This is a genomic window from Malaciobacter sp., assembly GCF_055140965.1.
This window is the reverse complement of record NZ_JBSRRO010000032.1, coordinates 38818-54440: the sequence shown is the minus strand read 5'-3', so window position 1 is coordinate 54440 and position 15623 is coordinate 38818. Positions and strand designations below refer to the sequence as shown.

Genomic DNA, 15623 nt, shown 5'->3' with positions numbered 1-15623 from the left:
TAAAGCAGTAAAATGATTAAAAGTTAAAAAGATCTGGTTGAGAAGTTCGGTAGTCTTACAAATTCACTAGTTTATGATGGTTGAATTTGCAAGTGGCTCGATAATCTAAAAAAATCCATTAGCTATAAAAAGAGTTTTATGAGTGATTATTTTAAACCTTATAAAAATTCAATAAACGCAATCTCTTCAAATAAAACTTTAGAAAAATATCTAAATAAGCCAAAAAAAGAGTATGAAGATTTTGTAAAAGAGCTTTTTTCTTCATATTTAGTAACATTTGAAAATATAAATCAAATTGAACTTTTAAATAAAAACCATAAAAATACAATACAAATAAGTAAAAACACAAAGATAAAAAATTATTTAAATAGTAAAAACAAAAAAGAGCTTATCACAAAGTTTGAAGAGTTTTCAAAAAATAATCTTTATGTTTCTACAATTGATTTTAATTCAACTAATCTTATTACAATTGATTTTGTAAAACAAATCACAAAAAACTATTTTATTGTTATAAATATTGATTTAAAACACTTTTTTAATACTCTAAAAGAATCAAGATTATATGATGTTTTTTTGATAAATAAAAAAGGCGACTACTTACTTTATAAAAATTCAAATTTAGAACTAAATACTATTGATAATAGTACAATTTATAATGACTTTTCTAAAAGAGAAGCTAAAAGAATCTTAAACAATAATTTAAGCCAAGGTAAAGATTTTATTTCAACATTTGCAAATATAAACAACCAAAACTATATTTTAATACTTAAAATGAAATATAAAAATCAAAACCTAAGTATAAGAGATTCTCAAAATTTTATCTTTATTGTTATTTTTTTATCTTTTATTATTTTAATTCCCCTTGCGATCTATTTTGCAACTATTCCTGATAAAGTTCTAAAAGAGTATGAAAAAAAACTAATAACACATAATATCACAGGATTAAAAAACTCTATTTATTTGGAGAAAATGCTTGAAAAAAATAGCAGTTTTGCCAAATCTATAGTTATTTTGGTTTATGTAAATAATTGTAAAAAATTACAAAGTGTATATGGATATACAGCACTAAATAAAATTTTAAAAGAAGCAGGAAGACTAATAAGTAGCTATAAAGAAAATGACCAAAATTTTGATGATATTTATTCCCTTGAAAGTAATATTTTTGCAATAAAATACAAATATAGCGATGAAAATCAACTTATAAAATTTACACAACTTCTATTTAATGATTTGGAAAATATTGAAATACTAATTGACAAAAATAGTTCAGTTTATCTTGATTTGACATTAGGAATAAGTAATCCAAAAAATCTAAATAGTAAAAATAAACTACATGAAGCACAAATGGCACTAGATTATGCAATTGAAAAAAGAATTGATATTTTAGTTTATGACCCAAATATCAAATCAGAAGATATAAATAGCCTAAATCTAAAAATATTAAAATCAATAAAAACAGCTATTGATAAAGATAATGTAATCTTACACTATCAAGCAATTTACAATAATAGAACTCAAAAAATAGAGAAGTTTGAGACCTTAATGAGAATAAAAAATAGTAAAAATGAGATTTTATATCCAAACTCTTTTATGGATATTGCAAAAGATTCAAAAAAATACAATAAGCTAACATACGCCATGATAGAAAAATCTTTTAAATATTTTCAAGATAAAGATTATGAGTTCTCAATCAATCTTAGCTTTTTAGATATTGTAGAAAAAGGTTTTACAAAATATTTAGAATACAAAATAAATGAGTATGGTGTAGCAAAAAAGTTAGTAATTGAAATAGTTGAATCAGAAAGTATTTCAAACTATAAAGAGATAAAAAGATTTATTAGCACAATGAAAGAGCTTGGTTGTAAAATAGCAATTGATGACTTTGGAAGTGGTTACGCAAACTTTCAACATATTATTAGCCTTAGTCAATATATTGATTATATAAAATTTGATGGTTCACTAATTAGAAATATCCATAAAGATAGAAAATCTCAACTATTAGTAGGTGTGATAAAATTTTTATGCGATAGCTTAGGTATTAGAACTATTGCTGAGTTTGTAGAAGATGAAGAAACACTTAAATTTGTTGATTCTATGGGGATAAACTATTCACAAGGTTACCATATAAGCAAACCTGTAAGCAATATAGAAAATATACCACAATAGTTGCATAATTTAATAGTTTATTTACACTAAATTTGTTATATTTAATTTACAATATTTATAAGGAGAGTGCATAATGCAGATTCAAATGACTGCTGAAGTAGTTTTATCACAGTTAGGCTATACAAAAAATGAGAGTTCTTTTCAACAAGCTGAAAAGATGATAGCTGCAACAAAAGGTTTTGATAAGTTTTCTAAACATATCATTAGCTTAAATGACCATCTAAAAAAGATGAATGCGTATGTTGCATTATCAAATTCAACTGAGTTTTTAAAAATAAAATGTGATGAAAATGATGCAGATGAAATTTTAGAAGAGTTTCATAAAGAAGTAGCACATTGGGCAGATAAATATAATATTAAGCTTCAAAAACTAGACAATAAAGAAGTTTATTATATATTAGGAACAAAAGAATAAAATAGAGAAGTTTTCTCTATTTTATTAAAATATTTTCTTTCGTGTATGACAATAAGGAACTTTTCCTGTTCTTTCATAATAGTTTTGATGATAATCTTCTGCTGAGTAAAATTCACTTGCATTATGTAAAGTAGTAGCTACTAAATAGCCTTTATCACTTAATAAATCCAAAATTTTCATTGCAGTTTGTTTTTGTTTATCATCTATATAATATATAGCAGATAAATATTGACTTCCAATATCTGGACCTTGACCATTTGTTTGAGTAAAGTCATGTATCTCAAAAAAGTACTTAACTAACTCTTCATAAGTTATTTCACAACAATCATACTCAACTTTTACAGCTTCTAAATGTCCACTCATACCACTACATACAGTTTCATAAGTAGGATTTTGTGTATCTCCACCCATATAACCTGAAACCACACTATAAACGCCCTCAAGTTTTTTAAAGTAATACTCAACACCCCAAAAACAACCAGCAGCAAAATAAGCAACACTATGATTTTCACAACATTTTTCTTTACTATCAAAAACTAAAGAGATAGAGTTTACACAATGTCTTGTATTTTTAGAAGTAAAGCCCTCTCCCTCAAAAACATGACCTAAATGAGCATCACAATTTGAACAAATAATCTCCATTCTTCTGCCATCTCTATCAGGTACTTTTTTTACTGCACCTTTTATTTCATCGTCAAAACTTGGCCATCCACATCCTGATGAGAATTTGTCTTTTGATTTAAATAGAGGTTTTGAACATTTTTTGCATTTATAAATTCCCTCTTCATAAAAATCATTATATCTACCAGAAAATGGTTTTTCAGTACCTTTTTGCTCAATTACATACTTTTCATCTTCTGTTAATTCATTATATTTCATTAAACTACCTTTGATTACATCACTTAAGCGAATAATAGCAAATAAAACAACAAATAGAATTAATAAAAAAAATAAATTTAACTTTTAAACTCTTTTAAACTTTAGCTAACTTTAAAAGTGGTTTCAATCAAAATTTCATCTTTATATAAAATTTTTCCAAGAAAAGTATCATTTAGTTTAAACTCGCCAACTCCTTTAGGAGTACCTGTCATAAGAATATCACCATCTTCAAAATCCAAAAAACTTATAGCTTCTTTAATTATTTCATTTGGTTTATGAATCATCATAGAAATATTTCCTTTTTGTTTTAACTCACCATTAACAAAAAGTTGTACTTCTAAATGTTCAATATCATTATTTATAGATACAAACTTTGAAAAAACAGCAGAGTTTCTAAAAGCTTTTGCTCTTTCCCAAGGAAGTCCTGACTTTTTTAATTTTGATTGCAATTGTCTTAATGTTAAATCAAGACCAAAGCCAACTGCGCTTATTTTATTTTCTTCAATCAAAAAAGATATCTCAGCTTCATAATGGCAAGAATCATGCTCTTTTGGGAAGACTAAATCAGATGAAATAGAAGAGTTTGGTTTTATAAAAAAAACCATACTTTCAGGTACTTCATTATTTAACTCTTTTATATGCTCCACATAATTTCTACCAATACAAACTACTTTTGATGGCTGAATCTTTATATTATCATCTAAAATTATACTATTCATTTACTCTTCCTAATATTTATTTAAAAAATCCAACAATATAATAGAAGTCATTCCCCATATTACATTATTTTTATATTTATATACCCAAACTTTATGTCTTTTGTTTCCCCAAGGTTCATGATAAAACTTAGGAAGATTAAGCTCTTCTACGGGAAAATAAATCTCTTTTTCTCCCTTTTCATTTATATGATAAGGTTTAACTTCACTTCTTAAAGTATATTCAACTGCTTTATTTTTTTTAAAAAAAGATAGAGGTATTAAGATAGTTTTTTCAACTTCACTCTTATCAATTTTCATAGTTTTTAAAGTTTTTTTCTTTATAACTCCAACAAAAACCTCAACAACAGCTCCAATAGGAGCAACCATTGTATCAAGTTGACCTACAATTTTTATATCTTTCTTTTTAATTCCAAGCTCTTCTTTTGTCTCTCTTAGTGCTGTTTGTTTAAAGTTTTTATCATGCTCTTTTTCAAAACCTCCACCAGGAAAACAGATATCTCCCCCTTGACTTATATTAGCCGCTCTTTTTTGAAATAAAATATGATATTCGCCCTCTTTTTTTACAAGTAAAATTAAAACAGCTGAATTAAACAATCTATCTCTTCCTAAAATATTTGGATGTTTAGGAAGATTAGAAAGCATTTTCTTCAAATCTTTTTTTTTCATTTTAACTCTTTATAGATTTAATAGCTTCAATCATAACTCTTACTATTTTTCTTAAATCCTCTTCACAAATACTATAAGCAACTATTGAATAAATTAGTTTACCAAAAGGTCTTATCCAAACGCCATTTTCTACACAAAAATCTTGAATAGCTTGTGCATGTGAGCTGTCATTTAACTCTATTACTCCAATAGCTCCAATATTTCTTGTGCTTTTTACAAGTTTTAAATCTTTTGCTTTTTCTAACTCTTGCGTAAATATATTTTCTATATTATTAACTCTTTCTTGCCAAGGAGACTCTAAAAGTAGTTTTATACTCTCAATAGCAACAGAACAAGCCAAAGGATTTCCCATAAAAGTTGGTCCATGCATCAAAATACCAAGCTTTGAATTTGAAATAGTTTCACTTACATTTTTTGATGTAATCATTGCAGCCATAGTCATATAACCACCAGTAAGACCCTTTCCAACTGTCATAATATCAGGTTTTATATTAGCATGTTCGCAAGCAAACATTTTTCCAGTATGCCCAAATCCAGTTGCAATTTCATCTGCAATTAGTAATATATCATATTTTTCACAAAGTTCTTTTGCTTTTTCTAAAAATTTTGGATTATAAACTCTCATACCACCAGCACCTTGAACAACAGGCTCAATTATAAATCCAGCAACTTCTTCATGATGTTTTTTAAAAGTTTCTTCTAAAGCATTTATAGCTTCAGAACAATCACTATCAATTCCAATATTAGGTGCTTTTGTAAAAATATGTTTTGGTAAATATGAACCATAAATACTATGCATAGAGTTATTTGGGTCACAAACACTCATTGCTGCAAGTGTATCGCCATGATATGCATTTTCACAAGCTATAAATCTATATTTTTTTAAACCCTTTGCTTCTTGATATTGAATAGCTGTTTTTAAAGCAACTTCAACTGAAACAGAACCACTATCACATAAAAATACACTATGTAAACCCGTTAGATCAACTAACATTTTTGATAGTGTTGCTGCATTTTTATGGCTCATTCCACCAAACATAATATGAGGCATTATTTCAACTTGTTTTTTAATTGCTTCATTTAATCTTGGATGATTATATCCATGAATTGCACTCCACCATGAGCTCATTCCATCAATCAACTCTGTATCATCCTCTAAAAAAATTGATGTTTTATCAGTTCTTTTTACAGGCAAAATCTTAGTTGTAGATGGCAATGAATTATATGGATGCCAAACATGTTCTTTGTCAATTTCTATCCAGTGCAAAATTATCCTTTTTATTTTCATTTTATCAAAACTTGTTTTATAACTACTTTTAAACAAATTTATGATAATTTATATTGCTATATACTTATAGCAAAATATAATAAAATTAGGAGTTAGTATGCAATATCATGACCTAGAATTGAAACATATTGCTAGTGTGGATGATAAAAGATATTTTATATCTACTATTAAAATGCACGTAAGACATACTTGGCTTAATCAACACGACAACGTATATGTTTATGAAACTATGATTTTTAAAAAAGAGAAAAACAAAGTTTTATACCTTGAACCAATTTACACAAAAAGATACGATGCCTATGATAAAGCAATAAGCGGACATCAAGAAGCAATAGAAAATATAAAAAATATAGTAAATAAATCAAAAGACTAGTGATTAAAAAACACTAGTCTTTTTCAAAGTTACAATTTGGTAACACTACAATAAATTTAACTTAAGTAAATAAGTGTCATTATTCCATCACATTTTAAAAAAGGATGATTATGACTTTTATTCCACTATCAATACAACTACAACAAGCAGTTAAATCAAGTAATGCAAAAGAAGTTGAAGAGTTGATTTTAAACTCTGATATAAAAACAGATTTAATAAAAGAGCACATTTCAATTAATGGAAAAGAGGCTTTAATAAATCTTTTACCAAAGTTTAAAAGTAAAGGCTTAGTTTCAAATATAAAAAGTTTGTTAGAAATTTAAAAGTGCTAGCTACATATTTTAACTAGCACTTTTTATTGTTATAGTAATATTCCTGCTAAAATATACACAATAAGAATTGTTACTAAACCTTGAATTAAAGTTGCCATTGTATAAGATTTGTATGCAGTTGCAACATCCATTTGACTAAATCTTGAAACAACCCAGAAAAAACTATCATTTGCATGACTTACAGTCATTGCACCAGCACCAATTGCCATAACTGTTAGAACTTTACCCATTTCACTATCTAATCCTAAATTTGCAAGAAGAGGATACATAATAGTTGAAGTTACAACAAGAGCAGTAGTTGATGAACCTTGAGCTGATTTTAATGCAGCTGCTATAATAAAAGGAACAAAAATACCAAGACTTAGTGTTTGTAAAGCATCACCTAAGTATGTACCAATTCCACTAGCTTTTAATACTGCACCAAGTGCACCACCAGCACCTGTAATAATAAGTATTTCACCAGCATTTTTTATACCCTCACCAATCCAACCTGAAAGTCTTTCTTCATCAAATTTTGGTAAAAGCATAGTTGCAAACAATAATCCTATAAATAGTGCATTTGTTGGATTTCCTAAAAATATAAACAACTTATAAAAAGCACTATCACTCATATGCCCAAAAGATAATTTTACAATACTAGCAGTAGCCATAAGTAAAATAGGAATAAAAATAGGAGCAAATGATTTAAATGCACTTGGTAATTCTCCATACTTTTGTAATACTTCACTATCTTTTTCTAAATCAACCAGTGAATCTTCACCACTTGTATAAATTTTACCAGAACGAACTGCCCAAAAATAACCAGCAAGCATTGTAATAATAGATATTGATATACCAAATATAATAACAAGTCCTAAATTATCAACCATTAAGTTACCAGCAGCAGCAATTGGACCTGGCGTTGGTGGAACTAATGTATGAGTTGCAAAAAGCCCTGTTGCTAAAGCAACACTCATAGCAACACCAGAAACTTTTAGTTGTCTAACCATTGAACGTTTTAATGCATTTAAAATAACAAAACCACTATCACAAAAAACTGGAACTGAAACAATATAACCTATAACTGACATTGCAAGTACCGGTCGTTTTTTTCCTACTACTTTAAGTATAACATCTGCCATTTTTATAGCCGCTCCACTTTTTTCAAGTATAACACCTATAATAGTACCAAGAACAATAACAACACCAATATAAGCAAGTATTCCACCAAAACCTTTAGTAATCGTACTTGCAATCTCCATGTAACCCATACCAACACTTATAGCTATACCATAAGCTGCAATAAGCAATGCAATAAATGGATGTAACTTTAACTTACTAGTAGCTATAACTATAAAAGCTACAGCAACTAATAAAATAAATACCAACATAATCAAATCTCCTTGTGAATATAAAAAGAATACAAAAACATAAATTTTTAAATTTACTTTTAAAAATTATTTTATCTTCTTTTTTCTTAATGTAATAGGAATAAAGTTAATATTTTAAATATATTTAAGATTAATAAAATTAGAGTTTGGAAGTTAAAAAGTGGCGTTTTTTTTATTTTTTTGTGTAAGATTTTATGTGATTTATCTTCAAATGAAAAGACACTTTATATATCTTATCAAATAAAGATGCAATTTAGATTATTTTGAAGCTTTTTTTGCTTTTTTCTCAGCTCTTTTTTCTTTTAATGTTTTTGTTGCTGCTGTTTTAACTGTTTTTTGTATATCTTTTCCCTTAGCCATGTAATTCCTTTGTTAGTTTTTTATATTATAGCCTAATAAATAAAATTATGCTTCTATTTTAAAAAATTAACTAACATAAACTACATATTACATATTAATAACAAAAATAATTTTATTTAAATATAATATATTATTATCAATTAAGGATGAATTTGTAAGTATGTACTAGTTTAGAAGTAAGCTGTTAGTATAATCAAAAAAGAATCAATGTAGCAAAGGAAAGGATATTCAATGATACATGAATCTAAAGATAATAACAATAACTTAAGTAAACAACTTACAAGAAGAAGTTTTTTTAAAAATATTGCTTTTCTTAGTTTAGTAACTTTTACAACAACTCGTCTAGAAGCAAAAGGTTCAAAAAAACAATTTAAATATCAAGAAACACCTAAAAATGGAAAAGCCTGTAAAGACTGTATACACTTTTTACCAGATAAAAATAAATGCAAAGTAGTAGAGGGTTCAATAAGTCCTGAGGCTTGGTGTACTTTATATAATAATCCACCAAAATAATCTTTAATCAAAAAAGAAGACAAAACTCTTGTCTTCTTTTTATTTTATAATAGTGCGTTTAATTTATCTTCTAGTGCACCTTTTGTAGTTGCTCCAATTAATTGGTCAACTATTTTTCCATCTTTAAAGAAAAGAATAGTAGGAATTGATCTTATTTGATATTGTGCAGTTAACTCTTGCTCAACTTCTGTATTAACTTTACAAATTTTTGCTTTACCATCAAAATCTTGTGCTAATTGATCAATAGTTGGAGCTAGCATTCTACAAGGTCCGCACCATGGTGCCCAAAAGTCAACTAATGATACACCCTCTTTTACTGTTTCTTCTATATTATCTTGATTTAATTCTATATATTTTGACCTTCTTTGTCTGCTTTCATACCCTCATCACCTTTATTCCATCCTGCTGGACAAACTTCACCATTTTCATTTGTAAAAATCATAGTATCTACCATTCTTACCATTTCATCAATATTTCTTCCAAGAGGTAAGTCATTGATTACTGCATGTCTTACTGTTCCATCTTTATCAATTAAAAATGAACCTCTAAGTGCAACAGATTCATTAAATAACACATCATAATCTTTTGCAATTTGTTTTGTTATATCTGCAACCATTGGGAAATTCACTCTTCCAATACCACCTTTTTCTACTGGTGTTTCTCTCCATGCAAAGTGTGAAAATTCAGAATCAATTGAACAACCAATTACTTGAATTCCTCTTTCTTTAAACTCTTCAACTCTTTTTGAAAAAGCAATAATCTCAGAAGGACAAACAAATGTAAAATCTAAAGGCCAGAAAAATAATACTGCACCTTTTTCACCAATATTATTATATAAATTAAAATCTTCTACAATTTGACCATCTGCAAGTACAGCTGTAGCTGTAAAATCTGGAGCTTTTTTTGTTACTATCATTTTATTTCCTTTTTTTTGTTATTTATTTTTTTTATGAAAGAATTATACATATATAATTTTAAAAGAATATTAATAAATTTTATTAGAAGATAAAAATTATCCTTAGTAAATATATTATATATTCTTTTTATACATCAACTTTCAATCCACAAACTTATTAAGCCTTTGGTGTAAAAAATTTACCTAATTCACTTCCAAAAGGAAAAACAATTGTATTTGTTTTATCACTTGAAATATCACTTAATGTTTGTAAATATCTTAGTTGTAAACCTTGAGGATTTTGAGCTAGTATATTTGCAGCTTCTAGTAAGTTTTGACTTGCTTCAAGTTCACCTTTTGAGTTAATAACTTTTGCTCTTCTTTGACGTTCTGCTTCTGCTTGTTTTGCAATAGCTCTTATCATACTTTCATCTAAATCAATATGTTTTATCTCAACATTTGAGATTTTAATTCCCCAAGCATCAGTTTGTTTATCAAGTATATCTTGAATATCTTCATTTAATTTTTCCCTTTCTGCTAACATTTCATCAAGTTCATGTCCACCTAAAACTGATCTTAGAGTAGTTTGAGCAAGTTGTGAAGTTGCATCATGAAAACTCTCAACTTGAATAATGGCTTTTTCAGGATCTATAACTCTAAAATAAACCACAGCATTTACATTTACTGACACATTATCATGTGAAATAACATCTTGTGATGGTACATCAAGTACAACAGTTCTTAAATCTACATTTTCCATCTTTTGAATAAAAGGAATTATAATAATTAAACCTGGACCTTTAATTCCTGTAAATCTACCCAATGTGAAAACAACACCTCTTTCATACTCTTTTAAAATCTTAATTGATGCTGCTAAAATTACAACAACAATAAAAACAATATATATAATACTCATAAACATTTTTTACTCCTTTGATTTTATATGAAGTGTCAAACCCTTTATAGATTCAACAATAACTTCATCGCCTTCGTTAATCTCTTCTTTACTTATTGCATTCCAAATTTCTGAATGAATTGAAACTTTGTAACTATTACCTTGTTTTTTCACAACTTTTGCTGTGGCTGATTTCATTTGATCTATTCCTGTTTTTACCTTTTGATCTTTTTGTTCAATTATAATTTTAAGCAAGTAAATAAAAATGGCAATACTGACTAAAACAAAAGCTACAATAAGTGATAAAGATATATCTACACCCAATGTTTTTTCATCAAAAAGTATCAAAGAACCAAATACAAATGCAATAACTCCTCCTATTGCAAATACTCCAAAACTAATAATAAAAATTTCCATGGTCATTAAAAATACACCAATAAAAATCAATAATAAACCAGCATAATCAAAAGGTAAAATATTAAATGCATATAAAGCTAAAGCACCACTTACTAAACCTGTAACACCTGGGAAAATTGCACCTGGACTTATTAGTTCAAAGAAAATTCCATAAATTGCTAAAAGCATTAAACCATAAGCAATATTTGGATTGGAAAGATAAGAGAGTAATTTGATTTTAAAACCCTCTTCTACTGTTTGCAATGTGCTATTTTGCGTATTTAGTTTAATCTTTTTATCATCAATTTTTACTTCAAAACCATCTAGTTTTTTTAAAAGTGTATTTAAATCATCAGCCACAAAATCTATAACACCTAATTCTAATGCTTTTTGTGAGTCAATACTAGCACCCTTAGTTACACTTTTCTTAGCCCATTGAATATTCTTGCCTCTAAGTTTTGCCAAGCTTTCAATATAAGCACTTGCATCATTTATAGCTTTTGTTTTTATAGCAGATGATTTTTTATCATCATCTTTCATACTCATTTGTACAGGAGTAGCAGCGCCTACATTACTACCTTGTGTCATTGCTGCAATATGAGAAGCATATAAAATATAAGTACCAGCACTTGCAGCTCTTGCACCTTTTGGAGATACATAAACAAGAATTGGAATTTTTGAATTAAGAATTTGTGAAACTATATCTCTTGTGGAAGATAGTAATCCACCAGGAGTATTAAGCTCAAAAATTATAAGTTGAGAGTTTTGTTTTTTTGCATATGAAATTGACTTTTTGACAAAAGCATTACTTGCAGGATTAATAGCCCCATCATAGGCAAAATGCGTTATATTTGAAGCAAAAAGTGAAATACTTAAAATGAAAAAGAGAAAAAGCAATCGCATAATAAACTCCTTTATTAAAACATCATACCTTAGTAATATCTATAAGTCAATATAAAAATTAAGATAGTTACTGTTAAAATCATTTTAAAAATAAAGGTAAAATATGAAAGAGTTAGAGTTTTTACATAAAGACTTTTTTTCACCAAAAAAATATAAACAAATGGTCAAATCATATCAAGAAAAAGATGACCCAACAGGTTGGTTTGATAAAGTCTACGAAAGTGCACAAGGTGATTATACAAAAGTTTTCTGGGCTGATTTGGAACCAAGTGCTTATTTAATAAAATGGCTAAAACAAAATCATATTAAAAAAACTAATAAAAAAGCATGTGTAATTGGCTGTGGCGTTGGAGATGATGCACAAGCTTTAAGTGATTTTGGTTTTGATGTTATTGCCTTTGATATTTCAAAAAAAGCTATTGATTTATGTAAAAATAGATATCCAAATAGTAAAGTAGATTTTACAGTTGCTAATTTATTTGATTTTCCAAAAGATTGGTTTGAAAACTTTGATGTAGTTTATGAATGTAATACAATACAAGTTCTTTTAGGAAACTATAGAAAAGAAGCAAAAAAAGCAATGTGTTCTTTAGTAGCAAAAGATGGATATATATTAGTTTCATGTAGAAGTGCAAAAGAAGAAGATGAAAAAAAAGATGAAATTCCAAAACCACTTTTAAAAAGTGAAATTGATGAGTTTAAAACTACATATAAATTAAAAGAGAAAAGTTTTTTAGCCTATGATGATAATCAAACTCCAAGTATTCCACACTTTTTTGCAGTGTATCAAAAATAGATTTTAATCAACAAATACTTTCACACAATTTCTATTTGAATTTTTAGCTTCATATAAAGCTTTATCTGCATTTAATAAAGCTTTATTACAATCTGAATCTTTACACTCAACCACTCCAAAACTAGCTGTAACATTTATATTTTTATATAAAGGTTTTTTAGCAATTAATTTTCTTAATTTTGAAGCTAAATTATATGCATCTTTTTCTTTTGTAAAAGGAAGGACTACTAAAAACTCTTCTCCTCCCCATCTTCCAATAAAGTCAGTCTCTCTTATATTTGCTTTTATTATATTTGAAAATTCAACCAAAATCTTATCACCTACTAAGTGTCCATAGGTATCATTTATTTTTTTAAAATGGTCTATATCAATTATAATAATAGATAAAGGCTTTTCATATCTTTTTTTATTTTTAAATTCAAACTCTAAAATCATATCTAATTTAGTTCTATTATATAAAGAAGTCAATTTATCAGTTTGTGATATTTTCTCTAATTTTTTATTTAGTGTGCTTAGTTTTCTATTTGATTTATAAATAATAAATAAGATTATAAGTAAAGAGATTAATACAATAAATGAAACTATTTTTATTAGAAGTTCAGTATTTATTTTTTCTTCTTTTATTACAGTTAGCCATCTATTTAAAAGCTCCTCTTTTTCATGAGGCTTAACTGAATTTATAGCTTTATTCATTATTTTTTGAAGTATAATATTATCTTTTCTAATTGCTATTTTTGAACTACTACTAATAGTTATTTTTCCAGAAATTTTTATACCAGTTATTGAAGAGTTTTGCATATTATATGCAAGTGATGGAAAAGTATCTACAAAAGCATAAATCTTATTATCTTTTAATTTTTTTAAGCCATCTAGTGTATTTTCAACAGTGACAAAATTAAAATCAGGATATCGATATCTTAATCGTTCTGCTATTGAGTAGTTTTTAATAACACCAATTTTCTTATCTTTTAACTTCTCAATTGAATCTATAAAAATCTTATTATCTTTAGTTGCTATTACATTTGAAAAATTAAAATAGTCTTGTGTAAAATTTAAATATTTTTCCCTACTTATTGTTTGTCCTGTATTTGGTAAAACATCACATTTACCCTCTTTTATTGCTTCTAGTGACTCACTCCATGAAGATGTATTTATAAGCTCAAAATTAATTCCACTATTTTTTGAAAGTTTTGTTATAAAATTTGCTATGATACCAACATATTTTCCCTCATTATTTATATATTCATAAGGTAAATAATTTGGATCAACACACATCTTTATTTTTTTTGCTTTATTTAAATAATCAATCTCTTCTTTAGTAAATAAGTAATCTTTACTTTGTATCTTTGTAACTTTTGCTTTTTTAAACCATTTTAAATTTAAATTGTTTAGCTCTTCTTTGCTAATTTGTTTTTGTGCTTTTTCAATAATATTTTTTAATATATAATTATCTCTATTAAATGCAAAATAAAAACCAAGCTCTTTATCATCATTGTTTTTCATGGTCTTTAAGTTTGTAAATAAGTGTTTATTTATAGTATAATCCAATACACTTTTTAAGCCATATGAGGCATCTGCTTTATTTGTTGATACTGCATTTATCATCTCATATGTATTTTTTGTTGGATAAATATTAATTTTAGGATAATTACTCTTAACCCTATCATAACTATGATAGCCTTTTACTAAAGCTACTGTTTCACCCTCAAGTTCTTTAAAAGTATGAACCTCTTTATGATCAATTCTTGTAAGAATTGCAAGGGGAGAACTTACATATGAATCACGAGTAAAAAGAAATCTCTCTTCTCTTTTTTTTGATTTTAAAATATTTGCCATCAAATCAATCTCATTGTTTTCTAGCATATTCATAAAATCATCCCAATTACCTTGAACATACTTTATTTCAATAGCAAGTATATTTGCAATAAGATTCATATAATCAATAGAGTAACCTTTTACAATGCCATCTTCATTGAAGTTATAAGGAGGTAAATTTGAATCATTTTGTATTTTTAGTACTTTTTTATTTTTTAAATAGTTTAATTCTTCACTAGTAAACTTGATAATTTCTTTAAAATAAACAATAAGCTCGCCTATTTTTTCATCTTTATCATTGATAATATCTTTTGTATAAAAATGTGAAGTTTTATACAAAGCCTTATCAAAAGCTTTATCTTTAAAAAAACTCATAGCATCAGCATTTCTTGAAGAACTAAACAAGTATTTTTTATCTTTTTTAATTTCAAAGCCTATTATATTTTCATAATTATCATAATACAATCTTAATAAATCACTAATCTCTTTTTCATTTTTATCATAATTTGAAGTTAAATATTTTAATTGATTAGCTAGTGTGTCTATATTTGATTTTATATTATTATTTAAAGAGTATGTATTTGTAGCAAAAGATGAAACTTGAAGTATTAAAAATATTAGTAATAAAATAATTGTTTTCATCTTGTAAAGGTAATCCTTTAAAACATTTGTTCAAGTATATAATAACTTTTAAAATATAAAACTTAATAATTTAATCTAGGGTTTTTATTTCTAAAATAAAATAATTTTATAGCTATACTCAATTTTAATTTACTTAAAATTATCAAACTAACATATTGACAACATGAACAATCTTAGCTAAGATTAAGTTAATAAGAGGG

General features: G+C 26.5%; 16 protein-coding genes. 6 read left to right on the top strand and 10 right to left on the bottom strand.

Features of this window, described 5'->3' with window-relative positions; translation table 11 throughout:
- The first annotated feature begins 138 nt into the window (after nucleotides 1-138).
- Nucleotides 139-2166 (top strand): EAL domain-containing protein, encoded by a 2028-nt coding sequence (locus tag ACTCCZ_RS09840; protein WP_079579090.1) that lies wholly within the window; start codon nucleotides 139-141, stop codon nucleotides 2164-2166.
- Nucleotides 2167-2239: 73 nt separating this feature from the next.
- Complete coding sequence (locus ACTCCZ_RS09835) at nucleotides 2240-2581, top strand: hypothetical protein (protein ID WP_079579088.1); 342 nt, start codon at nucleotides 2240-2242, stop codon at nucleotides 2579-2581.
- 24 nt (nucleotides 2582-2605) lie between these two features.
- Here ACTCCZ_RS09835 and ACTCCZ_RS09830 read toward each other — a convergent pair whose 3' ends face one another.
- From ACTCCZ_RS09830 to bioA, 4 genes are all read right to left on the bottom strand, one after another.
- Nucleotides 2606-3460 carry a bifunctional methionine sulfoxide reductase B/A protein gene (locus ACTCCZ_RS09830; protein ID WP_191287712.1) on the bottom strand — a complete coding sequence of 285 codons (855 nt, stop codon included), beginning with the start codon at nucleotides 3458-3460 and terminating at the stop codon, nucleotides 2606-2608.
- 101 nt (nucleotides 3461-3561) lie between these two features.
- The gene (locus tag ACTCCZ_RS09825) at nucleotides 3562-4179 is read right to left on the bottom strand and encodes a fumarylacetoacetate hydrolase family protein (protein WP_079579084.1); all 618 of its coding nucleotides are present in this window, start codon (nucleotides 4177-4179) and stop codon (nucleotides 3562-3564) included.
- Nucleotides 4180-4188: 9 nt separating this feature from the next.
- Nucleotides 4189-4845, bottom strand: coding sequence for an NUDIX hydrolase (locus ACTCCZ_RS09820; protein ID WP_079579082.1), 657 nt, complete (start codon nucleotides 4843-4845; stop codon nucleotides 4189-4191).
- Nucleotide 4846: 1 nt separating this feature from the next.
- Entirely contained in the window at nucleotides 4847-6112 is a 1266-nt protein-coding gene (gene bioA, locus ACTCCZ_RS09815; protein WP_079579080.1) for an adenosylmethionine--8-amino-7-oxononanoate transaminase, read from the bottom strand.
- 118 nt (nucleotides 6113-6230) lie between these two features.
- On the opposite strand from bioA, the gene ACTCCZ_RS09810 reads away from it, so the two are divergent.
- Both ACTCCZ_RS09810 and ACTCCZ_RS09805 read left to right on the top strand, forming a co-directional pair.
- Entirely contained in the window at nucleotides 6231-6506 is a 276-nt protein-coding gene (locus ACTCCZ_RS09810; protein ID WP_079579078.1) for a hypothetical protein, read from the top strand.
- A gap of 110 nt (nucleotides 6507-6616) precedes the next feature.
- Nucleotides 6617-6829, top strand: coding sequence for a hypothetical protein (locus tag ACTCCZ_RS09805; protein ID WP_079579076.1), 213 nt, complete (start codon nucleotides 6617-6619; stop codon nucleotides 6827-6829).
- Nucleotides 6830-6867: 38 nt separating this feature from the next.
- Here the strand turns inward: ACTCCZ_RS09805 and ACTCCZ_RS09800 are convergent, their stop codons facing one another.
- Nucleotides 6868-8208, bottom strand: a complete 1341-nt coding sequence (locus ACTCCZ_RS09800) for a GntP family permease (protein WP_196778279.1) — start codon at nucleotides 8206-8208, stop codon at nucleotides 6868-6870.
- A 591-nt stretch (nucleotides 8209-8799) separates the two neighbouring features.
- Between ACTCCZ_RS09800 and ACTCCZ_RS09795 the strand changes: the two genes are divergently transcribed.
- Entirely contained in the window at nucleotides 8800-9081 is a 282-nt protein-coding gene (locus ACTCCZ_RS09795; protein ID WP_079579074.1) for a hypothetical protein, read from the top strand.
- Between the two features lie 44 nt (nucleotides 9082-9125).
- On the opposite strand, the gene trxA is transcribed toward ACTCCZ_RS09795, so the two are convergent.
- The 4 genes from trxA to ACTCCZ_RS09775 all read right to left on the bottom strand — a co-directional run bounded on the left by trxA (nucleotide 9126) and on the right by ACTCCZ_RS09775 (nucleotide 12170).
- Nucleotides 9126-9431: a thioredoxin gene (gene trxA / locus ACTCCZ_RS09790; RefSeq protein ID WP_463187299.1), complete on the bottom strand. Its 306-nt coding sequence runs from the start codon at nucleotides 9429-9431 to the stop codon at nucleotides 9126-9128.
- Nucleotides 9428-9997: a peroxiredoxin gene (locus tag ACTCCZ_RS09785; protein ID WP_463187295.1), complete on the bottom strand. Its 570-nt coding sequence runs from the start codon at nucleotides 9995-9997 to the stop codon at nucleotides 9428-9430. The genes trxA and ACTCCZ_RS09785 overlap by 4 nt, the downstream gene beginning before the upstream one ends.
- Nucleotides 9998-10154: 157 nt before the next feature.
- Complete coding sequence (locus ACTCCZ_RS09780) at nucleotides 10155-10898, bottom strand: slipin family protein (RefSeq protein ID WP_079579068.1); 744 nt, start codon at nucleotides 10896-10898, stop codon at nucleotides 10155-10157.
- Nucleotides 10899-10901: 3 nt separating this feature from the next.
- Complete coding sequence (locus ACTCCZ_RS09775) at nucleotides 10902-12170, bottom strand: NfeD family protein (protein WP_079579066.1); 1269 nt, start codon at nucleotides 12168-12170, stop codon at nucleotides 10902-10904.
- A 103-nt stretch (nucleotides 12171-12273) separates the two neighbouring features.
- Between ACTCCZ_RS09775 and ACTCCZ_RS09770 the strand changes: the two genes are divergently transcribed.
- Complete coding sequence (locus tag ACTCCZ_RS09770; RefSeq protein WP_079579064.1) at nucleotides 12274-12966, top strand: class I SAM-dependent methyltransferase; 693 nt, start codon at nucleotides 12274-12276, stop codon at nucleotides 12964-12966.
- A gap of 3 nt (nucleotides 12967-12969) precedes the next feature.
- Here the strand turns inward: ACTCCZ_RS09770 and ACTCCZ_RS09765 are convergent, their stop codons facing one another.
- A complete protein-coding gene (locus tag ACTCCZ_RS09765; RefSeq protein ID WP_079579062.1) occupies nucleotides 12970-15423 on the bottom strand; it encodes a transporter substrate-binding domain-containing diguanylate cyclase in 2454 nt (817 codons plus the stop codon).
- Between the last annotated feature and the right edge of the window lie 200 nt (nucleotides 15424-15623).

Excerpts from the sequence above, each read along its gene's own strand:
- ACTCCZ_RS09840 (WP_079579090.1), top strand. The coding sequence starts at position 139 with ATGAGTGATTATTTTAAACCTTATAAAAATTCAATAAACGCAATCTCT.
- ACTCCZ_RS09835 (WP_079579088.1), top strand. The coding sequence starts at position 2,240 with ATGCAGATTCAAATGACTGCTGAAGTAGTTTTATCACAGTTAGGCTAT.
- ACTCCZ_RS09830 (WP_191287712.1), bottom strand. The coding sequence starts at position 3,460 with ATGAAATATAATGAATTAACAGAAGATGAAAAGTATGTAATTGAGCAA.
- ACTCCZ_RS09825 (WP_079579084.1), bottom strand. The coding sequence starts at position 4,179 with ATGAATAGTATAATTTTAGATGATAATATAAAGATTCAGCCATCAAAA.
- ACTCCZ_RS09820 (WP_079579082.1), bottom strand. The coding sequence starts at position 4,845 with ATGAAAAAAAAAGATTTGAAGAAAATGCTTTCTAATCTTCCTAAACAT.
- ACTCCZ_RS09810 (WP_079579078.1), top strand. The coding sequence starts at position 6,231 with ATGCAATATCATGACCTAGAATTGAAACATATTGCTAGTGTGGATGAT.
- ACTCCZ_RS09805 (WP_079579076.1), top strand. The coding sequence starts at position 6,617 with ATGACTTTTATTCCACTATCAATACAACTACAACAAGCAGTTAAATCA.
- ACTCCZ_RS09800 (WP_196778279.1), bottom strand. The coding sequence starts at position 8,208 with ATGTTGGTATTTATTTTATTAGTTGCTGTAGCTTTTATAGTTATAGCT.
- ACTCCZ_RS09795 (WP_079579074.1), top strand. The coding sequence starts at position 8,800 with ATGATACATGAATCTAAAGATAATAACAATAACTTAAGTAAACAACTT.
- ACTCCZ_RS09785 (WP_463187295.1), bottom strand. The coding sequence starts at position 9,997 with ATGATAGTAACAAAAAAAGCTCCAGATTTTACAGCTACAGCTGTACTT.
- ACTCCZ_RS09780 (WP_079579068.1), bottom strand. The coding sequence starts at position 10,898 with ATGTTTATGAGTATTATATATATTGTTTTTATTGTTGTTGTAATTTTA.
- ACTCCZ_RS09775 (WP_079579066.1), bottom strand. The coding sequence starts at position 12,170 with ATGCGATTGCTTTTTCTCTTTTTCATTTTAAGTATTTCACTTTTTGCT.
- ACTCCZ_RS09770 (WP_079579064.1), top strand. The coding sequence starts at position 12,274 with ATGAAAGAGTTAGAGTTTTTACATAAAGACTTTTTTTCACCAAAAAAA.
- ACTCCZ_RS09765 (WP_079579062.1), bottom strand. The coding sequence starts at position 15,423 with ATGAAAACAATTATTTTATTACTAATATTTTTAATACTTCAAGTTTCA.